Below are 26,037 nucleotides of genomic sequence, written 5' to 3' on the forward strand. Positions count from 1 at the left end.
GGATCGACGAAAGCCGCGCCGGTTGCCGGCGCGGCTCTCGTCAGGAGGTCAGAGCGGGGTCAGGGCGTCCAGTCCGGACGCAGCGGGTAGCCGTTGCTGCCGTCGGGGTTGTTGCGCGTGGCCAGCACCTGGTGCAGCTGGATGTCGTTGCGCTCGAAGGCCAGCCGCGAGCCGGCCATGTAGAGGCCCCACACGCGCGCCGTGCCGGCGCCGACCTCGGAGACGCAGAAGTCCCAGTGCTCCACGAGGTTGCGGCACCAGCCCGCCAGCGTCAGCGCGTAGTGCTGGCGCAGGTTCTCCTCGTGGTGCACCTCCAGACCGGCGTCGTGCACCTCGCTGATCACCCGGCCCGGCCCGGCCAGCTCGCCGTCGGGGAAGACGTACCGGTCGATGAACGCGCCGGAGCGGTGCGGCGCCCGGTTGTCCGCGCGGGTGATGCAGTGGTTCAGCAGCCGCCCGCCCGGGCGCAGCCGGTCCCGCAGCGCCCCGAAGTAGGCCGGGTAGTTGCGCACCCCGATGTGCTCGGTCAGGCCGATGGAGGAGATCGCGTCGAACTGCTCGCGCGGGGCGTCCCGGTAGTCCATGTACCGCACCTCGGCCAGCTCGGACAGCCCCTCCCGCTCGATGGCCGCCTGCGCCCACTCGGCCTGCGCCCTCGACAGCGTGACCCCGAGGGCCTTCACGCCGTACTCGCGGGCCGCGTGCCGGACCATGCCGCCCCAGCCGCACCCCACGTCGAGCAGGCGCATCCCCGGCTTGAGCGCCAACTTGCCGGCCACCAGGTCGTACTTCGACGCCTGGGCCTCCTCGAGCGTGTCCCCCGGAGAGCGGAACACCGCGCACGTGTACGTCATCGACGGGCCGAGCACCTTCTCGTAGAAGGCGTTCGAGACGTCGTAGTGGTGCGAGATCGCGGAGCTGTCCCGGGAACGGGAGTGCCGCAGGCCGCCCATCACCCGCTTCCAGCGCGGCTGCGCCTCCTGCGGTGGGGCGGGCGGCGGGCGCAGCCGCTCCCAGCCCAGCCCGCGCACCAGGTTGAGCCCCTCACTGAGCGAGGGAAGACGCAGCTTCACCTCGTCCTTGAGGACCCGGAACGCCTCGTACGGGTCGCCCGGGTGCACCCCCTCCAGCCCCAGGTCGCCACTGACGTACGCCCGGGCCAGGCCCAGGTCACCCGGGGCGGTGAGCAGGTAGGACAGTCCCCGTTCGGAGCGGACGGCCAGCGTGATGCCGGCGTCCGCGGGACCGACGGCGCTGCCGTCGTAGGCGGTGATCCGCACCGGCAGGTCACCGATGGTCACCGCGCGGACCACGTCCGCCACGGTCGTACGCGGGCGCCGGCCCCCCGCCGGCGGTGTGGCGGGGACGCTCGCCGCCCCCTGGTCTCGGTCGGTCAGGCTCATGCTCGTGCTACCGCCTTCTCGTACAGTCCGGTGAGCCGGTGCTCCGGGTCGTAGCGGTCCCGCACGGCGCGCCAGGTCGGCCCGCCGTAGAGGCGCTCGAAGGAGTCCCGGTCGTAGTACGCGTCGGAGTAGAGCGACTTGTGCCCGCCCATCTCCGACACCACGCGCTCGATCAACCGGTTGACGTCACCGTCGGCGGCGCCGTCGGCGATCGGCACGCTCCCCCAGAAACCGATGTTGACGTAGTCCTGCCCGGGCCGCAGCGGATACAGCGGCCAGGACCGGGCCGAGCCGGGACCCGCCGGCTCGCGTAGTCGCAGTGGGCAGAGCCAGACCGGGGTCATCCCGACGTTGCCCGCGAACCAGCGCAGGAAGTCGGCCGTCCGCTCCAGTGGGATCTCCACGTCCTGCACCACCCGTTCCCGGGCGGGCCGGCCGCGCAGGCGATCGATCCGGGCGGCGACACCGTGCCGGTGCTCCAGCCGGACCAGCCGGTGGTACACGTCGCTGCGCCGGTACCGCGCCGGCCAGAGCCGCCGCACCACGGGGTGCTGCACGCCGAACGCCGCCGAGCACCAGAACCAGTCGGTGTCCCAGCGCCACAGGTAGTCGTACGTCGTCAGCGTGTCGCGGACCCGCCGGCGCAGCGACCGGTAGTAGATGTCCTGCCCGGTGTAGTCGCTCGGCCGCTCCCCCTCGTCGGTGAAGGTGCCGAGCACCAGGTACGCCTCGCCCGGGCTGAACATCACCCCGTCCATGGCGTCCACCGGCGTGCCGGCCCACGACCGGGTGGCCGTCACCTCGGCGATGGCGTCGGTGAGCGCCTCCAGCTTCGTGAACCGGATGTTGCGCAGCCCCACGTAGCGGCGCACCGGCTGGAGTTCGATGCGCAGCCGCGTGGCGTAGCCGAGGCTCCCCATCGAGTTCGGGAACGCCGCGAAGAGCTCGGCGTGCTCGCCGTCCGGGCGGGCGGTGACGATCTCACCCGAGCCGGTGAGCACGTCCATCTCGATCACCGACTCGTGGGGCAGGCCGTTGCGGAACGACGTCGACTCGATGCCCAGCCCGGTGACCGCGCCGCCCAGCGTGATGGTGCGCAACTGCGGCACGACCAGCGGCATCAGCCCGTGCGGCAGCGTGGCGTCGACCAGGTCCTCGTAGGTGCACATGCCCTGCACGTCGGCGGTCCGCGCGGTCGGGTCGACGCCGATCACCCCGGTGAGGCCGCTGACGTCCAGGCCCGGCGTACGCACCTGCGAGCGCGGCCGGAACAGGTTGGAGGTGCGCTTGGCGAGCCGGACGGGCTCACCGGGCGGCACCGCGGCGTACGACCGCCGCAGCGCCTCCACCGCACTGTCGTGATCGACCGATCGATGATCCACACGGACGGCGCACATGTGATCACTCTACGCCTGTCGCGGGAAACGGCACCCGATGTCCACGTTGGCCTTTTCACACTTCCCGCCTGCTCACGCGGGGTTACGGTGCAACGCATGCCGTCTCCCGCGCTCGCCGCCCTCGACGCCGCCGGCCTGTCCCACCGGGTGATCCGGCACGGGCCGGTGGCCAGCCTCGCCGACGCCGCCGCCGTACGCGGCGTGGACGTGCCCGACGTCGTGAAGACCATCGTCGTGCGCCGCGGCGCCGAGGACTACCTCTTCGTGCTCACCCCGGGCGGCCGGGTCATCTCCTGGCCGAAGCTGCGCGCGCTGCTCGGGGTCAACCGCATCTCCATGCCGGACGCGACCACCGCGAAGGCCGTCACCGGCTACGAGCGGGGCACCATCACACCGTTCGGCGCGACCACCGCCTGGCCGGTCGTCGCCGACGAGCGGGTCCGCGGCCGGACCATCACCCTCGGCGCGGGCGAGCACGGGGTGGCCGTGGCGGTCGACGCCGACGCGGCACTCGAGGCGCTGAAGGCGACCGTCGCCGACGTCACCGACCCGGAGCCGGGTCGCTGACGCCTCCCCGCCGGGGGGGCCGTACGCCGGCGCCACCGCCCGCGTCCGCGCTGCCCGGCCCCGCGCGGCGCCCGCCGCTCACACGACGGTCGGGGCCCACGCGATGGTCGCCGCGTACGGTGGGCGACGCCCACGCGGTGGTCGCCGCTCCGTGACGGTGGTCGGCGCCGTGCGGCCGGCATAGCGTGGGACGCATGCCGAAAGCCGTCTGGAACGACCTGGTCATCGCGGAGAGCGACGACACCGTCGTGGTCGAGGGGAACCACTACTTCCCCCGCGCCGCCCTGCGCGACGACGTGATCCGCGAGTCCGACACCCACACGGTCTGCCCGTGGAAGGGCACCGCGTCGTACTACACACTGGAACACGACGGGCGGACCAGCGCCGACGCCGTCTGGTACTACCCGGATCCGAAACCCGAGGCGGAGATGGTCCGGGACCGGGTGGCGTTCTGGAAGGACGTCCGGGTCGTCGACTGAACCCGGTGCCGCGCCGCGCGGTCAGCCGCGGTACCGCCACACGCGCGGCGCGGCCGGCCCGGTGGTGGCCAGCGCCGGCACCGGCGCGACCCCCGCCGGGCGGCGGCGCAGCAGCAGCGAGAGCCCGGCCGCGCCGATCGCCAGCGCCCCGGCCACGTACCAGGCCAGCGCGTAGTCCCCGAGCCGGTCCCGCACCAGCCCCGCGCCGGTCGCGGCGAGGGCCGCACCGAGCTGGTGGGCGGCGAAGACCCAGCCGAAGACGACCGGCCCGGCCGCGCCGAAGTACTCGCGGCACAGCGCCACGGTCGGCGGCACGGTGGCCACCCAGTCCAGCCCGTAGAAGACGATGAAGACGAGCATGCTCGGCTCGGCGGCGCCGCCGAAGAGGCTCGGCAGCACCAGCAGCGAACCGCCGCGCAGCGCGTAGTAGGCGCCGAGCAGCAACCGGCTGTCGACCCGGTCGGTGAGCCAGCCCGAGGCGATGGTGCCGACGATGTCGAAGAGCCCGACCAGCGCCAGCAGGCCCGCCGCGGTGGTCTCGGGCATCCCGTGGTCGTGCGCGGCCGGCACGAAGTGCGTACCGACGAGCCCGTTGGTGGTCGCGCCGCAGATCGCGAAACCGCCGGCGAGCAGCCAGAACGGCCGCGTCCGGGCGGCCTGGGCGAGCGCGCCGAGCGCCCGGGCCGCCGCCCCGCCGGTGGCGGGCGGCGCCGGGGTGACCTCGGCGGCGCCGTACGCGGGCAGCCCGAGATCCGCCGGGTGCTCGCGCAGCAGCCAGACCACCAGCGGTACGACGGCGAGGGCGGCTCCCGCGACGACGAGCGCCGCCGCGCGCCACCCGTGGTCGCGCACCAGCACGGCGAGCAGCGGCAGGAAGACCAGTTGCCCGGCCGCGCCGCCGGCGGTGAGCACCCCGGTGACCAGCCCGCGTCGCCGGACGAACCACCGCCCGGTGACGGTGGCCACGAAGGCGAGCGCCATCGAGCCGGTGCCCAGGCCGACGAGCACGCCCCAGCAGAGGACGAGCTGCCAGCTCGCGGTCATGAACACGGTCAGCCCACTGCCGGCGGCCACGAGCAGCAGGGCCGCGGCGACCACCCGCCGGATGCCGAACCGGTCCATCAACGCGGCGGCGAACGGCGCGGTCAGCCCGTAGAGCAGCAGGTTGACCGAGACGGCGGCGGAGATGGTGGCCAGCGGCCAGCGGAACTCGTCGTGCAGCGGGTGCAGCAGCACCGACGGGGTGGCACGGAAGCCGGCCGCGCCGACGAGCGCCACGAAGGCCACGGCGGCGACGATCCAGGCGGGATGGAGGCGGCGAGTGGTCACGGTACGAGTCTGGGGAGCGCCGGACGCGCTGGCGAGTGGCCGGAAAGCCATCATGCGCAATAATCGGGCCATGGCCATGCCGCCGCACCGGATCGCGGTGCTCGCCCTCGACGGGGTCGTCGGTCTCGACCTCGGCACCCCCTCCCAGGTCTTCGGCACCGCCCGCGACGCCGACGGCGTCCGCCGGTACGCCGTCGAGGTGTGCACGGCCGGCCGCCGGCCGGTCCGCAGCACCGCCGGCTACCAGGTGCTCCCCGAGCACGGCCTGGAGCTGCTGGAGACCGCCGACACGGTGGTCGTCCCCGGCATCCACGAGGGCCCCGCCATGACCGACGGCACGATCGACCCGGAGGTGCGCGCGGCGCTGCGCGGGGCGTACGAGCGGGGCGCCCGGATCATGTCGATCTGCACCGGCGCCTTCGTGCTCGCCGCCGCCGGGCTGCTCGACGGCCGGCGGGCCACCACCCACTGGGCGTACGCCGACCGGTTCCGCCGCCTGCACCCGAGCGTCGAGCTCGACCCCGACGTGCTGTTCATCGACGGTGGGCGGGTGCTCACCTCGGCCGGGGTGGCCGCCGGGATCGACCTGTGCCTGCACGTCATCCGCACCGACCACGGCAGCGAGGTGGCCAACCGGGCGGCGCGGCGCTGCGTGGTGCCGCCGTGGCGGGAGGGTGGTCAGGCGCAGTACATCGAGCGCCCGGTGCCGAAGGCGACCGACACGAGCACCGCCGCGGCCCGGGAGTGGGCGCGGCAGCGGCTGCACGAGCCGGTGAGCCTGCGCGACATGGCCGAGCGGTCGCGGATGAGCGTGCGCACCTTCACGCGGCGGTTCCGCTCGGAGACGGGGCTCAGCCCCGCGCAGTGGCTGCTCCAGCAGCGCACCGACCACGCCCGCCTGCTCCTGGAGACCACCGACCTGAGCATCGACCAGGTGGCCCGGCGTTCCGGCTTCGGCACCACGGCGGCGCTGCGCCAGCAGCTGCACCAACGCCTCGGCGTGCCCCCGAGCACGTACCGCCGCACCTTCCGCCACCCCTGACCCCCGCGCGGCCCGACCCCCGCGATCTTGCACTTACTGCCCCCACAAACCAGACTTTCATGGGCATATCAGGGGCCGAAAGTGCAAGATCGCGGGGGGTCAGGCCGCGGGTCAGGGTGTGCGGAGCAGGCGGAGCTGGGCCAGGTGCTTCGGGAGATGGACCGTGGCGTGCAGGTCGAGGGTGCGGCCCCAGGGCAGGGGCTCGTCCACGTTCAGGTCGTAGCCCTCGCGCAGGTGCGTGTCGACCGGGGTCTCCGCGGCCAGGCCGAGCCGGTCGGTGAGCGTGCACAGCTTCTGGCTGGTGCCCCGGAGCAGGGCGGCCAGCCCGTCCAACCCGCCGTACTGGGCGACCAGCGCGTCCACCTGCGGCCGGTGGATCGTCTCCAGGTCGTAGTAGGCGTACGGGGAACCGGCCAGCACCGCCTCGGTGGCCTCGACCATCAGCTCGTCGTTGGCGGCCAGGTGCGCGACGATCTGCTCGGCGCTCAGCTGCCCCTCGGGCGGCGGCCCGAAGCCTCCCGCGTCGATCTCCGCGAGCACCTCCTCGTACGCCCGGCGCAACCTCCCGCTGTCCATCCCCCAAGTCAACCCCGCCCCGCCCCGTCGATCATGGAATTGTGGTGCCCGGTTCACCCGGACGGGCGGCTTTCGTCCGCCACCACAACTCCATGATCGACGCAGGGTCAGCGGCGGCGCGACTGGCGGGAGCGCAGGTAGTCGGAGACGACGTACTCGCCGAGGTCGTCGGGGTCCGGAGTGAACATGCGGCCCTTCGAGCGGCGGGCCACCGCGTCGACGAAGCGCCGCAGCCCGGGGTCGTCGCCGAGCATGAACAGGTTCAGCGTGGCCCCGTACCGGGCCAGCCGGTCCACCTCACGGATGGTCGCCTCGATCGTCTCCGGCAGCGGCGGCCAGTGGAAGTACGCCTCACCGTCGTCCGGGTCGAGGTGCGCGGTCGGCTCCCCGTCGGTGACCACCAGCACCACCGGCTCGGAGTCCGGGTGCCGGCGCAGGTGCCGCCCCGCCAGCCGCAGGGCGTGCTGGAGGTTGGTGCCCTGCTCCATGTCCGGGTCCACCGCGGCCAGCTCCTGCTGGGTCAGCGGCATCGCCTGCCGGCCGAACCCGATGATCTGGAGCGCGTCCTGCGGGAACCGGGTCGCCATGAGGTGCGACAGCGCCAGCGCCGTCTGCTTCATCGGCCCCCAGCGCCCCTGCGAGATCATCGAGTACGACAGGTCGACGCAGAGCGCCACCGCCGCGGAGGCCCGCCGCTCGGTCTCCACGACCTCGAAGTCCTCGACGGCGAGCTGCACCGGCACCCGCGGGCCGGCCCGGCGGACCGCCCGCGTGAGTGTGCGCACCACGTCCAGCGGCTGCTCGTCGCCGTACTCCCAGGGGCGGGAGGCACCGCTCACCTCGCCGGCGGCTCCGGCCGAACGCAGATCGTGCTGGCCCCGCGGCCCGGCCGTGAGGTCGGCGAAGACCCGCCGCAGCGCCGTACCGCCGAGCCGGCGCAGGGCCTTCGGGCTCAGGGTCAGACCCTCCGCGTCGCGGGTCACCCACCCCTGCCGGCGCAGCTCCCGCTCCAGCTCGCGCAACCGGCGTACGTCGTCGGCGGCGTCACGGCCCAGCGTCCGGGCCACGGCGTCCACGTCGACGTCGTCCAGCGTCGCGCCGGGGTGCTCCTGGTCGAGCTGGTCGAGCAGGTCGTCCAGCTCGGCGATCTCCTCCAGCGCGCCGGCGGCCTCGCCGTAGCCGAGCGGCCGCTCACCCCGCACCCGCTCGCCCCGACCCCACGACAGGTCGGGGCGCAGCGCGCGCAGGTGGGCGTCGAGCTGGCTCATCTCCCCGGCCAGCCGCTCGCCGAGCGACTGCCGCATCAGCCCGGCCAGCTCCTCGCGCTGGCGGTCCGACAGCGACCGCATGAGCCGCTCGCCCGCCGCGGCCCGCCGCGCGAGCACGTCGACCAGCTCGTCGACGTCCTTCGGCTGCTCCGGGAAGAACTCCCCGTGCCGGCGCATGAACTCGGCGAACGCGTCGGTCGTGTCCTCCGACCGGGCGTGCCGGGCCAGCAGGTCGTTGAGGTCGTGCATCATCTCGGCGAGCCGCTGCTGCGCCGCCGGGTCGGCGCTGGCGCGCACCGCGTCCCGCAACCCGGCGAAGCGCTGCCCGAGCACGTCGTCGCGGAGCCCGTCGAGGATCCGCTGGTACGTCCGGCGGGCCTCCTCGCTGGCCCACTGGTAGCCGGACAGCTCCTGCACCGCCTTCGCCGTGGAGCGGGGCAGGTTGTCCAGCACCGCCTCGGCGAACCGCGCCGCGTCGTCGTCGCGGCCGCGCAGCTCGTCCCGCTCGGCGGCGAGCGCCTGGTCGAGCAGGGCTCGGGACCGGGTCACGGCCCCGTCCAGGTCGCCGCGGCGCAGCGCCTCCCGGCGCAGTCGCCGGGCGCGGGCGGCCAGCTCGTCGAGCCCGCCACGCCCGTTGGGGCCGCGGCGCAGCAGGTCACGCAGCGCCTCGCGCAGGCTGCCGCCGGCCAGCACCTCGGCGCCGACCGAGTCGACCACCTCGCGTACGTCGTACGGGGGCGCGAGCGGATCGGGCCCGCCGCGCCACTGCCCGTACCGGAACCGGTTGCCGGCCACGCTCAGCCCCGGCCGCCGTAGACGGTGCGGCCCGAGTCGGTGACGTCCTTGCCCAGCCGGCGGGTGAGGTGCAGTCCCTCCAGCACGAACTCGACACCCGCGGCGGCCTCCTCCGGCGTGGGCGCGTCACCCATCCCGAGGCGGTCCAGCACCTTCGCGAGCCCCGGCACGGTGCCCACCTGGCGCAGCAGGTCGGCCGCGCCGACCAGCTCCCCGGTCTCGATGACGGCGCCCTCGGCCACCAGGTCGGTGAAGCCGGAGAGGTCCAGCCCGGCGAGCCGGGCCCGGAACGTCTCGGCGGTCGCCGTACGCAGCAGGTGGGCGAGGACCTCGATCTCACGCCCCTCCTCGCCGCTCTCGAACTCCACCTTGCCCCGCAGCGTCGAGGTCACCGACACGGCGTCCCCGATGCGCGCGACCGCCGTCCCGCCGGTGGGCGCGGGATCCCTGTCGCCGCCGGCGGACGGCGCGGCACCGGCGAGCAGGGCGGCCCGGCGCAGCGCGGCGGCGGCCACCGTCTCGGCGGCGGCGATGGCGAACCGGGCGGAGACACCCGAACGCGGGTCCACCGACGGGGACTCCCGCACCGCCCGCGCGAACCGGGCCAGCACCTCGAGCACGTGCTCCGGCACCTCGGCGACCAGGTCGGCCTCCTGCCGGATCAGGGCCAGCTCCAGCTCCAGGTCGACGGGGTAGTGGGTACGGATCTCCGCGCCGAACCGGTCCTTGAGCGGGGTGATGATCCGGCCGCGGTTCGTGTAGTCCTCCGGGTTGGCGCTGGCCACCAGGAGCAGGTCCAGCGGCAGCCGCAGCTGGTAGCCACGGACCTGGATGTCCCGCTCCTCCAGCACGTTGAGCAGCGCCACCTGGATGCGCTCGGCCAGGTCCGGCAGCTCGTTGACGGCGAAGATGCCCCGGTTCGTACGCGGCACGAGGCCGAAGTGGATCGTCTCCGGGTCGCCGAGGGTGCGCCCCTCGGCGATGCGGATCGGGTCGGTGTCGCCGATCAGGTCGCCGACGCTGGTGTCCGGGGTGGCGAGCTTCTCGCCGTAACGCATCGAGCGGTGCAGCCAGCCGACCGGCAGGTCGTCGCCGGCCTCGGCCACCTGGGCGCGGGACGCCGGGGTGAGCGGGTGCAGGGGGTGCTCGTTGAGCACCGAGCCGGGGATGACGGGGGTCCACTCGTCGAGCAGGGCGGCCAGGGAGCGGATCAGCCGGGTCTTGCCCTGGCCGCGCTCGCCGAGGAGCACCATGTCGTGCCCGGCGAGCAGGGCCCGCTCGACCTCGGGCAGCACGGTGTCCTCGTAGCCGACGATGCCGGGGAACCGGTCGGCGCCGGCCCGCATCCGGGCGACGAGGTTGTCACGGAGTTCCTGCTTGACGGTGCGGTAGCGGTGGCCGGCCGCCCGCAGCTCGCCGAGCGTACGAGGCAGGTCGGCCGGGGGGACCGGGATTACCGGGTTGGGCGCAGTCACCCGACCACGCTAGCTCGGGACGGCCCGGGGGTGCCCGCGCTTGGCGGGTACCCCCGGTACCACCCTCAGCCCCGCCCGCACCGGCGGCAGGCGCCCCGCCGACGCAGGTGGTACGCGTAGGTGGCGAGGCCCAGCGCCGGTCCCCACACCGGCCAGAGCAGCATCGGGGCGGTGGCCGCGCTGAACACGTCGCCGCCCAGCGCCCAGAACTGCGGGTCGGCGAGCAGTCCGACGGTGGCCGCGGTCACGACGACCGTCACGAGGCTGGCCGGGATCACGGCGAGCCGCACCGGCACCGGGCGGCCGCCCAGCCCGGGCACCCAGCGGGGGAAGCGCTCGCCCCACCGCTGGACGAGGCCGAGGGTGAGGACCGCGCCGACCGTGGCGAACGCGCCGAGGCCCAGCCCGGCCCAGACGGCCCCGCTGTCCTGCAACTCGGTGAGGGTGTCGTCGGAGAGGCCGAGCCCGATGCCGGCCGCCCACGCGAGCCGGGTCGACGCGTACACCAGGGGGATGAGGGCGGCGATGCCGGCGGCCCACCGGCCCCAGCGCGCCGCGGCCGCCGGGCTGGTCCAGCCGCGCTCGTCGTCGCCGCGGCCGCAGGCCAGGCAGGCGTCGCCGGTGCGGCGCCACCACACCAGCACCACGCCGGCGAGCAGCAGCCCGCCGGTCAGGGCGGCGACCCGGACGGCGAGCGCCCAGGTGAAGACCTCGGCGTAGTCGACCGGCGGCCAGCCGAACGGCGCGCCGATGATCAGCATCGGGGCGTAGCCGAGCAGGGCCAGCACCTGGGCGTCCGGGACGACCACGGTGAGGACGACCGCGACCGTCCCGGCGTAGCCGGCGAGCAGCGCCCGCAGCGGGCGGGCGGGGCGGGCCGCCGGCCGGCTCATGGCCAGCGCGGCGACCGCCGCGCCGAGGAGCAGTACGGCGAACAGCGGCGGCGCGACGTCGACGGGGATCAGCCGCAGCAGGCTGGTGGCGCCGCCGCGCGGGTCGTTCGCGCCGAACGGGTAGCCGGCGCCGGTGATCGTGGCGAGCAGGGCGAGGACGCCCCAGAGGCCGAGCCAGGCGGCGGCCAGCGGGGCGAGACGGTCGGACCGGCGGGTGGCGGGGCGGGGTGGCGCAGCTGTCATCGTCATGGTCTCAGCCTCGGCCGCCGCGATGCGGAAACCCTCCCGTGCCGCGGGGAACCCGCTCCCTCGCGAGGGGGAATCCGGCAGCGCCCGGGTCAGCCGGCCGGGGTGACGAAGCCGGACTCGTACGCCGCGATCACGGCCTGGGTGCGGTCCCGCACCCCCAGCTTGGCCAGCACGTTGCCGACGTGGGTCTTCACCGTCTCCACGCCCACCACCAACTGCGCGGCGATCTCCGGATTGGACAGTCCGGTCGCCATCAGCCGCAGCACCTCCGCCTCCCGGTCGGTCAGCCGGGCCGCGCGCAGCCGGTCCCCGCCCCGCCCCCCGTACGCACCGACGAGCCGGCGGATCGCCGCCGGGAACAGCAGCGACTCCCCCGCGGCGACGACGCGGACGGCCTCCACCACCTCGGCCGGGCGGGCCCGCTTGAGCAGGAAGCCGCTGGCACCGGCGCGCAGCGCGTCGTAGACGTACTCGTCGTTGGCGAACGTGGTCACCACGAGCACGCGGGGCGGGTCGGCGGAGGCCGCCAGGAGCTGCCGGGTGGCCTGGATGCCGTCGATGCCCGGCATGCGGACGTCCATGAGCACCACGGCGGGCCGCAGCCGGGCGACCAGCGGCGGCACCTCGGCGCCGTCCGCGGCCTCGCCGAGCACCCGCAGGTCGGGCTGGGCATCGATGATGGCCCGCAGCCCGACCCGGATCAGCTCGTCGTCGTCGACGATCAGCACGCCGATGGTCACGGCGCCTCCCGGAACGGCAGCCGCACGCCGATGCGCCAACGCCCGCCGGCGGGCCCGGCGGTGAGCTGGCCGCCGAGCAGCAGCACCCGCTCCCGCATCCCGTCCAGGCCCCGGCCGCCTCCGACCTGGCCGGGGCGTCGCGGTGCGGGTGGCAGCCCGTTGACCAGCTCCAGTTCCAGGGCGTCCGGCCCGACGTCGAGCCGGAGTGTCACCGGCCCCCGGCCGTAGCGGGCGGCGTTGGTCAGCCCCTCCTGGATGATCCGGTAGCCCTCGCGGGAGACGGCGGCGGGCAGCGCGGCCGGGTCGCCGCGGCGGCGCGCGTCGACGGCCAGGCCCGCCGCGCGGGTGTCGGCCACCAGCCGGTCGAGGTCGGCGAGCGTACGCTGCGGCGCGGCCGGGGCCCGGCCCTGCTCGGGCTCCCGCAGCAGCCCGAGCACGTGGTCCAGTTCGTCCATGGCGGTCCGGCCGGCCTCCTCGATGGCGGCCAGCGCCCGACGGACGAACTCCGGGTCGGTGTCCAGCACGGCGCGGGCCGCCCCGGCCTGGAGGGTGGCCACGGTGAGCGCGTGCCCGACCGAGTCGTGCAGCTCCCGGGCCAGCCGGTTGCGCTCGGCCAGCCGGGTGGCCCGGGCCTCCAGCGCGGCGATCCGCTCGGACTGCGCGGGCCCGAGCAGCACCGGCGCCATCGACGCGGCCAGCGCGCCGAGCCCGGCCACCGCGTAGCCGATGCCCACCAGCATCACCACTCCGGTGACCGTGAGCCAGCCCGTGTCCCGCCCGTCGAAGGGGCCGAACCGTTCCTCCCGCAGCAGCTCGACGCCGACGCCGAACTGCTGGGCGATGAAGGCCAGCGCCATCGGCACCGCCATGAGCAGCCCGAGGACGACCAGCCCGCCGACGGCCAGGTGCGTGGCGATCCAGAGCGCGGCCCGCAGCCGCGTCTCCCGGTCGGGGCGGTGCCCGGGAGCCGGGTCGGGCAGGTCGACGCCGAGCAGCGCCCGGGCCGCGGCGATCTCCAGCGCCCGGCTGCCGGCCAGCAGCAGCGGCACACCGGCGACCAGCACGGCGACGACGAGCAGGCCGAGCGCGAGCACCCACGGCACGCCCGGGGCCGTGAAGACCTGCCGGAACGCCACCACGAGCAGCACGTACGGCAGGACGAGCACCCCGCCGAGCAGCAGGAACACGCCACGCCGCCAGGTGCTGGCGGCGTACAGCGGGGCGAGGACGGCTCGGGGGGTCACGGGGCCATTCTCGCCTCGGCGCGGGGAGGGCGACTCCCCCGCGTCGGGGAGATCTCAGCGGTGCTCGCGCACGTACGCCTGGGGGTCCTTGTCGTGGAACGTCAGGTTGCGGCCGTTCTTGTGCTCCCCGTAGAAGGTCAGCCAGCGGTGGCCCAGCTCGGCCCGCAGCTCGGCGCTGGCGTGGCGGCGGAAGTCGGGCAGCGCCTCGTCCTCCTCCTCGGCGAGGTGCTCGCTGTTCTCCCGGCGGGCCCGCCAGACCGCCGCCCACCACCGGTCCGTGCCGACCGGGTACAGCTTCGACTCCGCGATCGCGTCGCGGATCTTGTTATGGTCGCCGACCGCGTCCACGGTCTCGGCCTCGCCGTCGTCGCCGTGCCGCACGAGGTGCGGGTAGAGGATGGTCTCCTCGGCCTCGGCGTGGATGTCCAGGTGCAGGGCGAGCGCCTCCCAGATGGCGAGGAGTTCGTCCTCGTCCCGGGCGTCGTCCAGCCGGGCGAAGCCGCGCCGGAACGCGGCATGGTCGTCCATGATCATCGCCGTGATGTCGTCCATACGTCCCCCGTCTCGGATGCCGGCGTGGTGGTCAACTCCCGGGCCCGCGGCCGGGTGACGGCGACCGGCACCGCCGACGGGCGCGCGTAGGCTCATGATCGTGACCTACCTCGCCGCGGAAGACCGCTACGACTCCATGACCTACCGGCGCAGCGGACGCAGTGGCCTGCGCCTGCCCGCCATCTCCCTCGGCCTGTGGCACAACTTCGGCCCGGACCGCCCGTACGAGCGGCAGCGGGACATCGTCCGCCGCGCGTTCGACCTCGGGGTGACCCACTTCGACCTGGCCAACAACTACGGCCCCCCGCCCGGCAGTGCCGAAGAGAACTTCGGCCGGATGCTCGCCACCGACCTGAAGCCGTACCGGGACGAGCTGGTCATCTCCAGCAAGGCCGGCTATCTCATGTGGCCCGGCCCGTACGGGGAGTGGGGTTCGCGCAAGTACCTCGTCGCCTCCCTCGACCAGTCGCTGCGGCGGATGGGCCTCGACTACGTCGACATCTTCTACTCCCACCGGTTCGACCCGGACACCCCGCTGGAGGAGACGATGGGCGCGCTGGACGCCATCGTCCGCTCCGGCAAGGCCCTCTACGTGGGCATCTCGAACTACGACGCGGAGCAGACGGCCCGGGCGGCCGCGATCCTGCGGGACCTGGGCACGCCGCTGCTGATCAACCAGCCGTCGTACTCGATGCTGAACCGGTGGCTGGAGGCCGACGGACTGCTGGACACCCTGGAGCAGGTCGGCGCGGGCTGCATCGCGTACAGCCCGTTGGCGCAGGGCCTGCTCACCGACCGCTACCTGGGCGGCATCCCGGCCGACTCCCGGGTGCGGACCAGCGTGTTCCTCAACGAGAGCGACCTCGGCGAGGAGCGGATGGCGACCATCCGGGCCCTCGGCGCCATCGCCGAGCGGCGGGGCCAGTCGCTGGCCCAGCTCGCGCTCGCCTGGGCGCTGCGGGATCCGCGGATGACCAGCCTGATCATCGGGGCGAGCAGCGTTCCGCAGTTGGAGGCGAACATCGCGGCGCTGGACAACCTCGACTTCACGGCCGAGGAGCTCGCGGAGATCGACGGCCACCTGGGCTGAGCGCGGGAATCGTGGGGGCGGCCCCGGCGTTGGACAGCCGGAACCCACGAGACCCAAGGAGGGTCCGAGATGAAGGTACGTAGCTCCCTGCGGTCCCTGAAGGACAAGCCGGGTTCGGTGGTGGTCCGCCGCCACGGCCGGGTGGTCGTGGTGAACCGGACGAACCCGCGCTTCAAGGGTCGCCAGGGCTGAATCGTCGCGGATGGCGCCGTCGCGGAAGCGGCGGCGCCATTTCTCTGCCCCTGCACTTGACACCAGATGTCAAGTACTTGACGATGACCGTCAAGTACGGGAGGAGGGCAGCGTGCCACCGCGCCACGACGAGCTGGTCGACCAGCTCATCAGGTTGATCGACATCCGCCTGCTCGACCCGCTCGAGATCCTGCTCGACGGCCACGACGGCGTCGACTCGCTCCGCGCCGTCGTCCACGACCGGGCCCGGTCGTGGGCCACCACGATGGTCGGCGGCGACGACCGGGCGGCCGTCGGAGCGATCATCCGGGTGATCTCCACGCTCTATCCGGGCGACGGGCCCTTCGACCCGCCCCTGGACTGGTGGCGCACCCCGCTCGGTCAGGTGGTCGCGGCACGAGCCGGCCATCCCACGGCCGAGTCGGTGTCGTACGCCGTGGCCGGCGCCATGCTCGGCATCACCCGGCAGGGCGTCCACGACCTGGTCACCCGAGGAAAGCTCGCCCGGCACCCCGAGGGCGGCGTGCTCTCCACCTCCGTACGCGACCGGCTTCGGCAACGGGAGGGGAACAGGCGTGCGTGAGACGATCATCGACTCGGCAGCGGTACCGATCGCGGTCCGGGACCACGGCGGACCCGGACGGCCGCTGCTGCTCCTGCACGGCGCGGGCGGCAACCTCGCCCAGATGGCGACGCTGGCCGCGCGGCTCCGGCCGGCGTTCCGGGTCGTCGCCGTCGACCTGCGCGGGCACGGACGGTCCGGCGACGGCCCGTGGCGCTGGGCGGACGTGCTGGACGACCTGGCCGGCGTCGTCGACGCCCTGCACCTGGCCCCGCCCGCGGTCGTCGGGGTCTCCCTCGGCGGGATGCTGGCGGCGCTCTGGGCGCAGCGGCACCCCGAGTGTCCCGGTGCGGTCAGCCTCGACGGAAACCCGACGCTCGGCCGCCCCGACCAGCTCACCGGGATGGACCCCGACCAGGCCGCGGCCGACCTCGCCGCGCTGCGGGCCGCCTTCGACGGCATGGCCGCCACGCTGGCCCAGCCGCTCGACGCGGACCAGGTCGCCGCGGCGCTGGCCGGCCAGCGGGCGATGGCGCAGCGGTACGGTGCCGACCCGCAGGAGCGGGTGGAGGGCTTCACCCGCAACCTGGTCCCCACCGACGACGGGCGCAGGCGGCTGCGCCCCGGGCCGGAACTGACCGCGCAGCTGCGGGACGCGATGGAGTCGCTCGACCTGATGCCCGCCTACCGGGACACGCGCTGCCCCCTGCTGCTCGTCCTCGCCACCGAGGACCTGCCCGAACAGCAGGGGTTCCACGCCCTGTACGCCGCCTACCGCCGGGCCACGACCGAACGGCTCGCCACCCTCGACAACCCGTCCGTACGGGTGCGGCACCTCGCCGGCGCCAGCCACGCGATGATCGCCGAACGGCCCGAGGAACTCGCCACCCTCGTCACCGAGTTCCTCGGCGCGGTGCCGTCCGCCTGATCCGGCCGGCGCCGACCGCCCTGCGCGGTCCGGCGCCCCGGCCCGAACCGATCAGGCCGGGGCGCCGCCAAAGCCGATCTCGTTGCCGTCCGGGTCGCGGAAGATCGCCTTGCGGACGCCGTTGGAGTACGTCTCGCGCTCGGCCGGCTCCAGGCCACGCTCGGCGATCTCGGCGATGCGCGCGTCGAAGTCGCTCACGAAGACGGTGTGCATGCCGTGCCCGGCGTGCTCGGGACGCACCTCGATGTACACGTACCGGTGCTCGGCGAGTTCCCACACCGCCTCGACGTCGTTCGGCCGGAACGCGGGCGGGGCGCCGAGGAGCCGCTCGTACCAGGCCGCCGCCGTGGCGTGGTCGCGGACGGGGATGCCGGCGAACAGATCTACGGTCATGAGCCGATGCTAGGGGCCCGGGCCGACACCCCCCGCCAACCCGGCCCGGCCGCCCCCCGGCAGACGACGACAGACTCGGCCCCTATGGTGGCCCGATGGCATCGGTCAGGCAGGTCCAGGTCACCTTCGACTGCGCGGAACCCGAGCGCGTCGCTCGCTTCTGGTGCGAGGTGCTGGGGTACGTCGTACCGCCCGCACCGGAAGGCTTCGCCACCTGGGAGGACTTCCATCGCTCACAGCCGCCGGAGCAGCGGGGCTCGTCGTTCGCCTGCCTCGATCCCACCGGGGTGGGGCCGCGGCTGTACTTCCAGCGCGTTCCCGAGGGCAAGGTCGTCAAGAACCGGGTGCACCTCGACGTACGGGTCGGCACCGGGCTCGTGGGCGAGGAGCGCGTGGCCGCACTCGAGGCCGAGTGCGCGCGACTGGTCGCGCTCGGCGCGACACGCGTACGGCTGCTGCGCGCCGACGGCGAGAACGAGTCGTGCCTCGTGATGCAGGACGTCGAGGGCAACGAGTTCTGCCTCGACTGAGGCGAGGAACGACGAACGCCCTGGCGGGGGACTCGGTCCCTCACCAGGGCGTTTCGCTCGGGGTGGAGCCGAGGGGACTCGAACCCCTGACCCCCACACTGCCAGTGTGGTGCGCTACCAGCTGCGCCACGGCCCCTTGCGCGTGTCCCGGTCGCCCGGGCACTGGCGAAACTATACACATGCCGGCCGCCGAGGTCATCTCGCGGGGTCCCCGTACGCCGGCCTGCTGCGCCGGCCCGGTCCGGCGCTCAGTTCAGCGCCACGTCCGGCGGGAAGTGGGCCACGGCCGCCATCATCCCGCCCTGCCGGCGCAGCACCATCGGCCACAGGTCGTCGGGACGGTCGACGAAGGCGTCCCCGGGCAGCGCGTCGAGCACGAACCAGGAGCCCTCCTCGATCTCCTGCTCCAGCTGCCCGGCGCCCCAGCCCGAGTAGCCGGCGAACACCCTTATGCCGCCGATGCTCTCCCGCAGCCGCTCCGGGTCCACCGACAGGTCGATCGTGCCGACCGCGCCGGAGACCTGGTGGAAGCCTTTGAGCCGCTTCACCGGGTGCCGCATCCGGGCCAGGCAGATCGCCGAGTCCGGCTGCACCGGGCCGCCCTCGAAGAGCACGGCGGGGTGACGCGCCAGGTCGCTCCAGTCGCCGAGGACGTCCGCCACCGGCACCTCGGTGGCCCGGTTCAGCACGACGCCGAGCGCGCCGCCGGGCTCGTGCGCCACCAGCAGCACCACCGTACGGTCGAAGTTCGGGTCCTTCAGCGCAGGAGTCGCGACCAGCAGTCTCCCGGTCATCGACTCCATCGCCCGCCCGCCGATCGCCTGGCCCTCTCCGTACATCTCACACACCCGTCACCCGTGAGCCGCGACACAGAAGTCGCCGCTCCGTCGGCTGGCCGGCACCTGCGCTGTCACCGCCATGCCTGGCACGATAACGTGCGGCCGGTGCCGTGGCTAAGGTCTGACCGGCGGTGATCGTGCGCGGGAGAGGGAGCGGCGATGGGCCCTACGGCCGAACTCGCGGTGATCGGCGGCTCCGGTCTCTACGCGCTCCTCGACGGGGCCACCGAGCACCGGGTGGAGACGCCGTACGGGCCGCCGTCGGACGCGATCACGATCGCCGAGGTGGGCGGCCGGCGGGTGGCGTTCCTGCCCCGGCACGGCCGGGACCACCGGTACCCGCCACACCTGATCCCCTACCGGGCGAACCTCTGGGCGCTGCGCTCGCTGGGCGTACGCCAGGTGCTCGCCCCGTGCGCGGTCGGCGGGCTGCGGCCCGACCTCGGGCCGGGCACCTTCGTCGTGCCCGACCAGCTCGTCGACCGGACGAGCGGACGGGTGCAGACCTACTACGACCGGGGCGCCGTGCACGTCCCGTTCGCCGACCCGTACTGCCCCGACGGCCGCCGTACGCTGCTCGCGGCCGCAACCCGTGAAGGGGTCGCGCCGGTGGACGGCGGCACCGTGGTGGTGGTCGAGGGGCCGCGCTTCTCCACCCGCGCCGAGTCCCGGTGGTACGCCTCGATCGGCGGCACCGTCGTCAACATGACCGGCCACCCGGAGGCCGTGCTCGCCCGCGAGCTGGCGCTCTGCTACTCGTCGATCGCGCTCGTCACCGACCTGGACGCCGGGCTGACCGAGGGCGAGTCGGTGACCCAGGCGGAGGTGTTCCGGGTCTTCGGCGAGAACACCGACCGCCTGCGTGCGATCCTGCTGGACGCGCTCGCGGCGCTCCCCCACGAGCGGACCTGCGCCTGCGGGCACGCGCTGGACGGCATCCGGCTGCCCTTCGAGCTGCCCTGACGGCACCGCCGGTCGCCGGCCGGGCGACCACCGCGGCGACCTTCGCCACCGGACCGGCGAGATCAATCCCACAGCGTCGGGAAACGCCCGAACTGCCTGGCTCATCCCGATAGATTCGGGTAGGTCGAGGGCGCGCCCGACCAACTCCGGCGAGCCGCAGCAACGCGCCGCGACACGGAGGCAGGTGGGCGATGGCAACGGTCCGGGACACGACGTACGACCTGCTGCGCGACCTCGGCATGACCACCGTCTTCGGCAACCCCGGCTCCACCGAGGAACCGTTCCTGCAGGAGTTCCCGGCGGACTTCCACTACGTCCTCGCCCTGCACGAGGCGTCCGCGGTCGGGATCGCCGACGGGTACGCCCAGGCCACCGGCCGTCCCGCGCACGTGAACCTGCACACCGCCCCCGGCACGGGCAACGGCATGGGCAACCTCGTCACGGCCTGGCACAACAAGAGCCCGCTCATCGTCACCGCCGGCCAGCAGACCCGGGAGATGCTGCTGCTCGAACCCCGGCTCACGAACCGCCGGGCGGCGGAACTCACCCAGCCGTACGTGAAGTGGGCCTACGAGCCGGTCCGCGCGCAGGACATCCCGGCCGCGCTGCTGCGGGCGTACGCGACGGCGGTGCAACCGCCCGCCGGGCCGGTCTTCCTCTCGCTGCCCCTGGACGACTGGGCGCAGCCGGCGGACCCGCCTCCCCCGCTGCGTTCCGTGGCCACCCGGTACGCGCCCGACCCGGAACAGCTGGGGCACTTCGCGGCGGTACTGGCCGCGAGCCGTGCTCCCGCCCTGGTCTTCGGCGCGGCCGTGGACCGGGCCGACGGCTGGTCCCTGGCGGCGGCGCTGGCCGAGCGGCTGGCCGCCCCGGCCTGGTCGGCGCCGGCACCGGAGCGGGCCGGCTTCCCCGAGGACCACCCGCACTACCGGGGCGTGCTGCCGTTCGCCATCGGCCCGCTCGCCGAGGCGCTGCACGGGCACGACGCCGTCCTGGTGGTCGGCGCGCCGGTCTTCCGCTACTACCCGTACGTGCCGGGCTCCTACCTGCCCGACGGCGCGCGGCTCCTGCACGTCACCGACGACCCGGACGAGGCCGCCCGCGCGCCGGTCGGTGACACCCTGCTCGCCGACTCGGCGCTGGCCCTCGCCGCACTGGTCGACCTCGTGCCGGCCGCCGACCGCCGCCCGCCGGAGCCCCGGCCGACGCCCACCCCGCCGGAGATCACGCGCCCGCTCAGCGCGGACGCGCTCTTCGCCGCGTTGGCCCGGTTCTGGCCGCAGGACGGGGTGCTCGTCCAGGAGACGCCGTCGAACCTGCCCGCGCTGCGCCGCCAGCTGCGCATCACCCGGCCGGCGTCGTACTTCACGATGGCCAGCGGCGGCCTGGGCTACGGGCTGCCGGCGGCGGTCGGGGTGACGCTGGCCGAGCGGGACACCGGACGCCACCGGCCGGTCGTCGCGGTGATCGGCGACGGGTCGTTCCACTACTCGGTGCAGGCGCTCTGGACCGCCGCGCGGCTGCGGCTGCCGCTGGTCGTCGTGGTGCCGGTGAACCAGCAGTACGCGATCCTCAAGGCGTTCGCCGAACTCAAGGAGACGCCGGGCGTGCCGGGCCTCGACCTGCCTGGGCTGGACATCACGGCCGTCGCCGCCGGGTACGGCTGCGCCACCGCCGTGGTGGAGACGCCCGAGCAGCTCGAGGACGCGCTGGCCGCCGGCCTCCGGCGTGACGGCCCCACGGTGCTGCCGGTGCCGATCACCACCGACCTGCCCCGCATCATCTGACGCCCGTCAGCGGGACCCGATCCGCAGCGGCGCGCCGGTGACCACGTCCAGCACGGCCCGCGCGCCCAACGGCGCCTTCAGGGTGACGGTGACCGGTGCGAGCTGGAGCTGGTCGGTGCAGACGCCGCTGGCCCGGGTCACCCCGCCGCCGACCACCACCACGTCCTCGCGCTCCTGCACCAGCGGGGTGATGTCCGTGTCGCAGGCGCCGACCCCCAGCCGGTACGTGAGGCGGGTGCCCTCCACCGCCTGCAGGTCCTGCGCCCCCACGACGCCGTCGGGGGCGGGTCGTGGCGCGCCGCTCGGCTCGGGCACGGCGCCGACGGCCGACGGCGCGACCGCGAGCCGGGCCACGGGGGCGGTCAGCTCCTCGACGGTGAAGAGCCAGGCCGGCACCCGCGCCTCACCGCGACTGGTCCGGACGGCGGCGGTGCCGAGCCGTACGGCCGTGACGGTCAGTGGGGTGCACGCGGTCTGCGGTGAGCTGGTGGCCCATCCGTCGGGGCCGGGTTCGACGATGGGCCCGTCCTTCGGGCGCGGCGGCGCCGCGGGCCGCCCCGGGCACGGCGGCGGGTCGCCCCGGTCCAGCTCCCGGTACGCCTCCGCGGCGCTCACGAGCGGGACGGTCAGCGTGCCGTCGGGAAAGCGGATGGTGCCGTCGGCGGGCCGTGTGGCGGGAAGGTCCGTCTGCTCCCGGTACCAGCCGGCCAGGAACGCCGTCTCGGCGTCGCGGGTGAATCCCGGGTCGCCCGTCACGAGAGTGGGCCCCTCCAGCGGTACGTACCCCCGCGTCCACGCCTCGCCCGGCCGCCACGCCCCGGCGACGTCGGCGGCGCGCTGGTGGAACCCCTCCCAGCGGTGGTCCGGGCTGCCCGGGACCGCCGTGATCGGCGAACCGGTCGGGGCGACGAGGGGCTGGGAACCGGCCGGCGCGCAGCCGACGGCGAGCATCAGCAGGGGCAGGCCCAGCAGGAGCGCTGATCGACGCATACCCGTTCGACGGTCGTCCCGGCCGCCCGGTTCCCGCCGTTCCCGCTGCCGGCCCCGGCGATCGTGGGGTCGCCGCGGTCGGTCCGGTTGTGCCGACTCAGCTCCACAGCGTTCCACCACCCCGTCCCTGTCGAGCTGCCCCGGAAATGGGGCACCAGGCGTGGACGGTTGGTTCGCCCCGCCCGCGCCCCGCCCCAGATATGGGGCAGCTCGACAGGCCGCGCGACGGGGTGGTGCCGCCATCACGGGTACGCCCGCGTCCCGGTCGTCGCACACGCGGCCGCCGGCCCGTCGGTCAGGTCTCGCCGCCCAGGTCCGTCTCGTACGCCTGCCACAGCAGGTCGGCGCCGCGCTGCCGATGGCGCGACAGTGCCCGCAGCACGTGCGAGGCCAGGCCGCGCAGTTCGTGCGCCGACACGCCGGGCAGCTCAGCGGCGTGCTGGAGGGCGGCGAGCGCCGCGGTGATCGTGACGTGCTCCCGGGCGAGCAGGCGCACGCCGCGGTCCAGCCGTGGGGCCTGCGCGAGCAGTTCGGCGTAGAGACCCTCGGGCCCCTCGGTCACCCGGACGTGCTCGGCGAAGCCCCGACGCAGCGGAGCCAGTTGCACCACCAGGTGCTCCCGCCAGCACGGCTCCTCGGCCGGCACGGCCAGCGTCCGGAGGAGGGCGCGCAGGTCGCCGAGGAGGGAGGCCGGGTGCGGGTCGGCCGCGGGTCGCTGGCGCGTTCCCGTGACGGTTGACGGCTGCCGGATCGGTTGGGTGACCATGGGCACCTCCCGCGCGTACGTCTGACCGCGTACGCCGATGGTGGACCCGGCGGTGGCGGCTGTCCAGGGCCCACCATCGCCTCATCCGTCCCGTCCGCACCACCGTTCCCGCAGGCCACAGGAGCCACAGGACGATCGCCGGAAACAGCGCCGGAAACGACTGTGCGCCCCGGTCCGGGTGGACCGGGGCGCACAGGCCGTTGGTGGAGGTGCCGGGAATCGAACCCGGGTCCTTCGCCGCCTTGTCAGGGCTTCTCCGAGCGCAGCTCGCTGTGCCTCTACTCGGCCCCACCGATCACGCGAGCGAGTCGGTGTGACGGGCCCAGTCGCTGTTTGATCTCGCCGCACGGACCCCGCGACCGGTTCCGATTGGCCAGCCTTCTAGCTGATGCCGGCTAACTGGGTCGAAGGCACTCCCAGGCCGACAGACTCGCTACCCGCCTCAGGCGGCGAGAGCGAAGTCAGCGCGATTCTGCTTGGCGCTTATTGTTTTCCGACGATCGATTCACGAGACGACGTCGGCTTCCTCGGCTCGCTTCCCCTGCCGCAACGCACGAAGTCGAAACCAGTCACCCCCTCGACAGGCTGCCTTGTTCGCAGCACCGTCTAGCCTAACGCCTGCCGCAACGGGTTTCATCCCGAGCCCCGGCCCGGACGCGACACCCGCCCACGGCGGACAAATCAGTCATCCATCCCCTTACGGCGCCGCCCGGTGGCGCGGGCGATCTCGCGGTCCGCGTCCCGCTTGGCGATGTCCTGCCGCTTGTCGTAGGACTTCTTACCCTTCGCCAGGCCGATCTCCACCTTGGCCCAGCCGTCGGAGAAGTAGACCTGCAACGGCACCAGGGTGAGGCCGGCCTCCCGGGTCTTGCCGATCAACCGGTCGATCTCCAGGCGCTTGAGCAGCAGCTTCCGCGTACGCCGGGGCTCGTGGTTGGTCCACGTGCCCTGCGTGTACTCGGGGATGTGCATGCCGTACAGGTAGATCTCCCCGTTGCGCTCCTGCGCGAACGCGTCCACCAGCGAGGCACGCCCGGCGCGCAGCGACTTGACCTCGGTGCCGGTCAGCGCCATGCCCGCCTCGTACGTGTCGAGGATGGCGTAGTCGTGCCGCGCCTTGCGGTTGGAGGCGACCACCTTGCGTCCCTTTTCCCGTGGCATCGGCGCCACCTCCCTTCCTGCGTGCCGCCGACCGGGCGACCCGGCCCGACGGCGGAGATCATGCTACCGGAATGACAAGGACCCTCCCGCACCGTTTATTCCGGCGCGGGAGGGCCCCTGTCGACGATGCGGGACGACCCGTACGGCGGTCAGACGCGCAGGTAGAAGCGGAGCGTGACCCACGCGGTGACGGCGCTGACCAGGCCGCCGATGACCGCCATGAAGGGGAAGACGAAGAGGATGTCGCCCCAGCTGACCGGCGAGAGTAGGCCTTCCAGCGCCTGTAGGGACCCGTCGAAGAGCAGGTACTTGGCGAGGATCAGGGCCACCAGGCCGAGCAGTGCGCCGATGAGGCCGGCGACGACCGCCTCGAGCACGAACGGCGCCTGGATGAACCAGTTGGACGCACCGACCAGCTTCATGACCGCGACCTCACGCCGCTTGCTGTACGCGGCCACCTGGATCGTGTTCGCGACCAGCAGCAGGGCGGCGATCGCCATCACCACCGCGGCGGCCAGGGCTATGTTCTGGATCGCGGTGAGGATGTCGAAGATCTTGTCAAGCAACCGGCTCTGGTCGACGATCTCGTCGACGCCGGCGGTGTCCTTGTACTGGTCGTAGATGTTCTTGTACTGCTCGGGGTTGACCAGCTTGATGCGGAACGACTCGGGCAGCTGGTCCGGCTTCACGGCGTTCACCAGGTCCGGTGCGTCCTGGTACATCTCCTGGAAGCGCTTGTACGCCTCGTCCTTGTTGACGTAGAGGACCTCCTTCACCAGGGGGTCGCTCTTCAGCTGCGTCTCCAGGTCGGTGCGCTGCTGGTCGGTCACCTCCTGGCTCAGGAAGATCGAGACCTGGATGTTCTTGTAGTACAAGTCCTTCATGTCGTCGACCTGGCGGTACATCAGACCGCTGGCGCCGAGCATGGTCAGGGAGACCGCCATCGTGATGATCATCGCGATGGTCATGGTCACGTTGCGCCACAGTCCGACCAGTACCTCGGACAGGACGTACTTCATCCGCATCGGGAATTCCTCCGGGTCTCCGGCATGAGGTGTTCGTCGTCAGGTCGTACGGCGGGGGTGTGCGCCTCGGCTCACCCGTAGACGCCGCGGGCCTGGTCACGCACGATGCGACCACTCTCGATCTCGATGACCCGGCGGCGCATCTGGTTCACGATGTTGGAGTCGTGCGTGACCATCACGACGGTCGTGCCGGTGCGGTTGATCCGGTCCAGCAGGCGCATGATCTCGATCGAGGTGTCCGGGTCGAGGTTTCCGGTCGGCTCGTCGGCGAGCAGGATCAGCGGGCGGTTCACGAACGCCCGGGCGACCGCGACGCGCTGCTGCTCACCACCGGAGAGCTCGTGTGGGTACCGGTGCTCCTTGCCGCCGAGACCCACCAGCTCGAGCACCTCGGGCACGACCCGACGGGCGACCGCCTTGGTCTTACCGATCACCTCGAGAGCGAACGCCACGTTCTCGTAGGCGGTGCGGTTCGGCAGAAGCCGGAAGTCCTGGAACACGCAGCCGATGGAGCGCCGGAAGTGCGGCCTCTTCCACGACCGCATCGACGTGACGTCCTTGCTGTTCACGATGACCCGGCCCTTGTTGGGCGTGATCTCGTGCAGCAGCAGCTTGATGATTGTGGACTTGCCGGAGCCGGAGGGACCGATGAAGAAGACGAACTCGCCCTTCTCGATCGAGACGGACACGTTGTCGAGCGAAGGCCGGGACGCCTTCGGGTACGTCTTCGTCACTTGCTCAAGCTGAATCACGGGTGGTGAGTCTACGCGGTGTAACCGGAGAGCCAAGTCCCACGCCCCGT

Annotated in this window: 27 protein-coding genes, 1 tRNA gene and 1 other RNA gene; 10 read left to right on the forward strand and 19 right to left on the reverse strand. The window is 73.6% G+C overall.

Annotated features, from left to right (window positions below):
- Positions 1–59 precede the first annotated feature (59 nt).
- Both OG994_RS19500 and OG994_RS19505 read right to left on the reverse strand, forming a co-directional pair.
- Complete coding sequence (locus OG994_RS19500) at positions 60–1,403, reverse strand: class I SAM-dependent methyltransferase (RefSeq protein WP_120330044.1); 1,344 nt, start codon at positions 1,401–1,403, stop codon at positions 60–62.
- On the reverse strand, positions 1,400–2,800 hold the full coding sequence (locus OG994_RS19505; protein WP_120330045.1) for an FAD-binding oxidoreductase: 1,401 nt from the start codon (positions 2,798–2,800) through the stop codon (positions 1,400–1,402). The genes OG994_RS19500 and OG994_RS19505 overlap by 4 nt, the downstream gene beginning before the upstream one ends.
- Positions 2,801–2,896: 96 nt before the next feature.
- Here OG994_RS19505 and OG994_RS19510 point away from each other — a divergent pair, with 96 nt between their 5' ends.
- Together OG994_RS19510 and OG994_RS19515 are read left to right on the forward strand one after the other, a co-directional pair.
- Complete coding sequence (locus OG994_RS19510; protein WP_328850548.1) at positions 2,897–3,367, forward strand: aminoacyl-tRNA deacylase; 471 nt, start codon at positions 2,897–2,899, stop codon at positions 3,365–3,367.
- A gap of 194 nt (positions 3,368–3,561) precedes the next feature.
- Positions 3,562–3,846: a DUF427 domain-containing protein gene (locus OG994_RS19515; RefSeq protein WP_120330047.1), complete on the forward strand. Its 285-nt coding sequence runs from the start codon at positions 3,562–3,564 to the stop codon at positions 3,844–3,846.
- A gap of 21 nt (positions 3,847–3,867) precedes the next feature.
- Here the strand turns inward: OG994_RS19515 and OG994_RS19520 are convergent, their stop codons facing one another.
- Complete coding sequence (locus OG994_RS19520; RefSeq protein WP_120330048.1) at positions 3,868–5,175, reverse strand: MFS transporter; 1,308 nt, start codon at positions 5,173–5,175, stop codon at positions 3,868–3,870.
- A 52-nt stretch (positions 5,176–5,227) separates the two neighbouring features.
- On the opposite strand from OG994_RS19520, the gene OG994_RS19525 reads away from it, so the two are divergent.
- On the forward strand, positions 5,228–6,217 hold the full coding sequence (locus OG994_RS19525; protein ID WP_120330049.1) for a GlxA family transcriptional regulator: 990 nt from the start codon (positions 5,228–5,230) through the stop codon (positions 6,215–6,217).
- A gap of 111 nt (positions 6,218–6,328) precedes the next feature.
- Here the strand turns inward: OG994_RS19525 and OG994_RS19530 are convergent, their stop codons facing one another.
- The 7 genes from OG994_RS19530 to OG994_RS19560 form a co-directional block, all read right to left on the reverse strand.
- Positions 6,329–6,793 (reverse strand): hypothetical protein, encoded by a 465-nt coding sequence (locus OG994_RS19530; protein ID WP_120330050.1) that lies wholly within the window; start codon positions 6,791–6,793, stop codon positions 6,329–6,331.
- Positions 6,794–6,900: 107 nt separating this feature from the next.
- On the reverse strand, positions 6,901–8,856 hold the full coding sequence (locus OG994_RS19535) for a VWA domain-containing protein (protein WP_328850549.1): 1,956 nt from the start codon (positions 8,854–8,856) through the stop codon (positions 6,901–6,903).
- Positions 8,857–8,858: 2 nt separating this feature from the next.
- On the reverse strand, positions 8,859–10,331 hold the full coding sequence (locus OG994_RS19540; RefSeq protein WP_328850550.1) for a sigma 54-interacting transcriptional regulator: 1,473 nt from the start codon (positions 10,329–10,331) through the stop codon (positions 8,859–8,861).
- 65 nt (positions 10,332–10,396) lie between these two features.
- Positions 10,397–11,473: a hypothetical protein gene (locus OG994_RS19545; RefSeq protein ID WP_328850551.1), complete on the reverse strand. Its 1,077-nt coding sequence runs from the start codon at positions 11,471–11,473 to the stop codon at positions 10,397–10,399.
- An 89-nt stretch (positions 11,474–11,562) separates the two neighbouring features.
- Entirely contained in the window at positions 11,563–12,213 is a 651-nt protein-coding gene (locus OG994_RS19550) for a response regulator transcription factor (RefSeq protein WP_328850552.1), read from the reverse strand.
- Complete coding sequence (locus OG994_RS19555; RefSeq protein ID WP_120330055.1) at positions 12,210–13,457, reverse strand: sensor histidine kinase; 1,248 nt, start codon at positions 13,455–13,457, stop codon at positions 12,210–12,212. The genes OG994_RS19550 and OG994_RS19555 overlap by 4 nt, the downstream gene beginning before the upstream one ends.
- A gap of 54 nt (positions 13,458–13,511) precedes the next feature.
- A complete protein-coding gene (locus tag OG994_RS19560; protein ID WP_120330056.1) occupies positions 13,512–14,009 on the reverse strand; it encodes a hemerythrin domain-containing protein in 498 nt (165 codons plus the stop codon).
- Positions 14,010–14,103: 94 nt separating this feature from the next.
- Here OG994_RS19560 and mgrA point away from each other — a divergent pair, with 94 nt between their 5' ends.
- The 4 genes from mgrA (at position 14,104) to OG994_RS19580 (ending at position 16,781) form a co-directional block, all read left to right on the forward strand.
- The gene (gene mgrA, locus OG994_RS19565; protein WP_328850553.1) at positions 14,104–15,099 is read left to right on the forward strand and encodes an L-glyceraldehyde 3-phosphate reductase; all 996 of its coding nucleotides are present in this window, start codon (positions 14,104–14,106) and stop codon (positions 15,097–15,099) included.
- A gap of 69 nt (positions 15,100–15,168) precedes the next feature.
- Complete coding sequence (locus OG994_RS19570; RefSeq protein ID WP_120330058.1) at positions 15,169–15,291, forward strand: 50S ribosomal protein L36; 123 nt, start codon at positions 15,169–15,171, stop codon at positions 15,289–15,291.
- Between the two features lie 112 nt (positions 15,292–15,403).
- A complete protein-coding gene (locus tag OG994_RS19575) occupies positions 15,404–15,874 on the forward strand; it encodes a hypothetical protein (RefSeq protein ID WP_328850554.1) in 471 nt (156 codons plus the stop codon).
- The gene (locus OG994_RS19580; protein WP_328850555.1) at positions 15,867–16,781 is read left to right on the forward strand and encodes an alpha/beta fold hydrolase; all 915 of its coding nucleotides are present in this window, start codon (positions 15,867–15,869) and stop codon (positions 16,779–16,781) included. The genes OG994_RS19575 and OG994_RS19580 overlap by 8 nt, the downstream gene beginning before the upstream one ends.
- A gap of 51 nt (positions 16,782–16,832) precedes the next feature.
- On the opposite strand, the gene OG994_RS19585 is transcribed toward OG994_RS19580, so the two are convergent.
- Positions 16,833–17,174: a VOC family protein gene (locus OG994_RS19585; RefSeq protein ID WP_328850556.1), complete on the reverse strand. Its 342-nt coding sequence runs from the start codon at positions 17,172–17,174 to the stop codon at positions 16,833–16,835.
- A 95-nt stretch (positions 17,175–17,269) separates the two neighbouring features.
- On the opposite strand from OG994_RS19585, the gene OG994_RS19590 reads away from it, so the two are divergent.
- Positions 17,270–17,704, forward strand: a complete 435-nt coding sequence (locus tag OG994_RS19590) for a VOC family protein (protein WP_328850557.1) — start codon at positions 17,270–17,272, stop codon at positions 17,702–17,704.
- 63 nt (positions 17,705–17,767) lie between these two features.
- Here the strand turns inward: OG994_RS19590 and OG994_RS19595 are convergent.
- Positions 17,768–17,840 (reverse strand) — tRNA-Ala (locus tag OG994_RS19595).
- Positions 17,841–17,952: 112 nt separating this feature from the next.
- Entirely contained in the window at positions 17,953–18,543 is a 591-nt protein-coding gene (locus tag OG994_RS19600) for a YqgE/AlgH family protein (RefSeq protein WP_328850558.1), read from the reverse strand.
- 159 nt (positions 18,544–18,702) lie between these two features.
- Here OG994_RS19600 and OG994_RS19605 point away from each other — a divergent pair, with 159 nt between their 5' ends.
- Positions 18,703–19,506: an S-methyl-5'-thioadenosine phosphorylase gene (locus tag OG994_RS19605; RefSeq protein ID WP_328850559.1), complete on the forward strand. Its 804-nt coding sequence runs from the start codon at positions 18,703–18,705 to the stop codon at positions 19,504–19,506.
- Positions 19,507–19,697: 191 nt separating this feature from the next.
- The gene (gene mdlC / locus OG994_RS19610; protein WP_120330064.1) at positions 19,698–21,293 is read left to right on the forward strand and encodes a benzoylformate decarboxylase; all 1,596 of its coding nucleotides are present in this window, start codon (positions 19,698–19,700) and stop codon (positions 21,291–21,293) included.
- A 6-nt stretch (positions 21,294–21,299) separates the two neighbouring features.
- On the opposite strand, the gene OG994_RS19615 is transcribed toward mdlC, so the two are convergent.
- From OG994_RS19615 to ftsE, 6 genes are all read right to left on the reverse strand, one after another.
- On the reverse strand, positions 21,300–22,283 hold the full coding sequence (locus tag OG994_RS19615) for a hypothetical protein (RefSeq protein ID WP_328850560.1): 984 nt from the start codon (positions 22,281–22,283) through the stop codon (positions 21,300–21,302).
- A 295-nt stretch (positions 22,284–22,578) separates the two neighbouring features.
- A complete protein-coding gene (locus tag OG994_RS19620) occupies positions 22,579–23,049 on the reverse strand; it encodes a hypothetical protein (protein WP_328850561.1) in 471 nt (156 codons plus the stop codon).
- A gap of 201 nt (positions 23,050–23,250) precedes the next feature.
- Positions 23,251–23,626: a transfer-messenger RNA gene (ssrA, locus tag OG994_RS19625) on the reverse strand.
- 104 nt (positions 23,627–23,730) lie between these two features.
- On the reverse strand, positions 23,731–24,210 hold the full coding sequence (gene smpB / locus OG994_RS19630) for an SsrA-binding protein SmpB (protein WP_120330067.1): 480 nt from the start codon (positions 24,208–24,210) through the stop codon (positions 23,731–23,733).
- A gap of 149 nt (positions 24,211–24,359) precedes the next feature.
- Positions 24,360–25,235 (reverse strand): permease-like cell division protein FtsX, encoded by an 876-nt coding sequence (ftsX, locus tag OG994_RS19635; protein WP_328850562.1) that lies wholly within the window; start codon positions 25,233–25,235, stop codon positions 24,360–24,362.
- Between the two features lie 71 nt (positions 25,236–25,306).
- The gene (ftsE, locus tag OG994_RS19640) at positions 25,307–25,987 is read right to left on the reverse strand and encodes a cell division ATP-binding protein FtsE (RefSeq protein ID WP_120330069.1); all 681 of its coding nucleotides are present in this window, start codon (positions 25,985–25,987) and stop codon (positions 25,307–25,309) included.
- Positions 25,988–26,037: the final 50 nt, after the last annotated feature.

The organism is Micromonospora globbae (assembly GCF_036184225.1).
Lineage (GTDB): Bacteria > Actinomycetota > Actinomycetes > Mycobacteriales > Micromonosporaceae > Micromonospora > Micromonospora globbae.

What these genes read in the sequence shown, in the direction of transcription:
- OG994_RS19515 (WP_120330047.1), top strand. Translation starts at nt 3,562, where the DNA reads ATGCCGAAAGCCGTCTGGAACGACCTGGTCATCGCGGAGAGCGACGAC.
- OG994_RS19600 (WP_328850558.1), bottom strand. Translation starts at nt 18,543, where the DNA reads ATGTACGGAGAGGGCCAGGCGATCGGCGGGCGGGCGATGGAGTCGATG.
- OG994_RS19590 (WP_328850557.1), top strand. Translation starts at nt 17,270, where the DNA reads ATGGCATCGGTCAGGCAGGTCCAGGTCACCTTCGACTGCGCGGAACCC.
- smpB (WP_120330067.1), bottom strand. Translation starts at nt 24,210, where the DNA reads ATGCCACGGGAAAAGGGACGCAAGGTGGTCGCCTCCAACCGCAAGGCG.
- OG994_RS19560 (WP_120330056.1), bottom strand. Translation starts at nt 14,009, where the DNA reads ATGGACGACATCACGGCGATGATCATGGACGACCATGCCGCGTTCCGG.
- OG994_RS19500 (WP_120330044.1), bottom strand. Translation starts at nt 1,403, where the DNA reads ATGAGCCTGACCGACCGAGACCAGGGGGCGGCGAGCGTCCCCGCCACA.
- OG994_RS19585 (WP_328850556.1), bottom strand. Translation starts at nt 17,174, where the DNA reads ATGACCGTAGATCTGTTCGCCGGCATCCCCGTCCGCGACCACGCCACG.
- OG994_RS19530 (WP_120330050.1), bottom strand. Translation starts at nt 6,793, where the DNA reads ATGGACAGCGGGAGGTTGCGCCGGGCGTACGAGGAGGTGCTCGCGGAG.
- mgrA (WP_328850553.1), top strand. Translation starts at nt 14,104, where the DNA reads ATGATCGTGACCTACCTCGCCGCGGAAGACCGCTACGACTCCATGACC.
- OG994_RS19605 (WP_328850559.1), top strand. Translation starts at nt 18,703, where the DNA reads ATGGGCCCTACGGCCGAACTCGCGGTGATCGGCGGCTCCGGTCTCTAC.
- OG994_RS19510 (WP_328850548.1), top strand. Translation starts at nt 2,897, where the DNA reads ATGCCGTCTCCCGCGCTCGCCGCCCTCGACGCCGCCGGCCTGTCCCAC.
- OG994_RS19545 (WP_328850551.1), bottom strand. Translation starts at nt 11,473, where the DNA reads ATGACGATGACAGCTGCGCCACCCCGCCCCGCCACCCGCCGGTCCGAC.
- OG994_RS19615 (WP_328850560.1), bottom strand. Translation starts at nt 22,283, where the DNA reads ATGCGTCGATCAGCGCTCCTGCTGGGCCTGCCCCTGCTGATGCTCGCC.
- OG994_RS19570 (WP_120330058.1), top strand. Translation starts at nt 15,169, where the DNA reads ATGAAGGTACGTAGCTCCCTGCGGTCCCTGAAGGACAAGCCGGGTTCG.
- ftsX (WP_328850562.1), bottom strand. Translation starts at nt 25,235, where the DNA reads ATGCGGATGAAGTACGTCCTGTCCGAGGTACTGGTCGGACTGTGGCGC.
- OG994_RS19525 (WP_120330049.1), top strand. Translation starts at nt 5,228, where the DNA reads ATGCGCAATAATCGGGCCATGGCCATGCCGCCGCACCGGATCGCGGTG.
- OG994_RS19620 (WP_328850561.1), bottom strand. Translation starts at nt 23,049, where the DNA reads ATGGTCACCCAACCGATCCGGCAGCCGTCAACCGTCACGGGAACGCGC.
- mdlC (WP_120330064.1), top strand. Translation starts at nt 19,698, where the DNA reads ATGGCAACGGTCCGGGACACGACGTACGACCTGCTGCGCGACCTCGGC.
- OG994_RS19505 (WP_120330045.1), bottom strand. Translation starts at nt 2,800, where the DNA reads ATGTGCGCCGTCCGTGTGGATCATCGATCGGTCGATCACGACAGTGCG.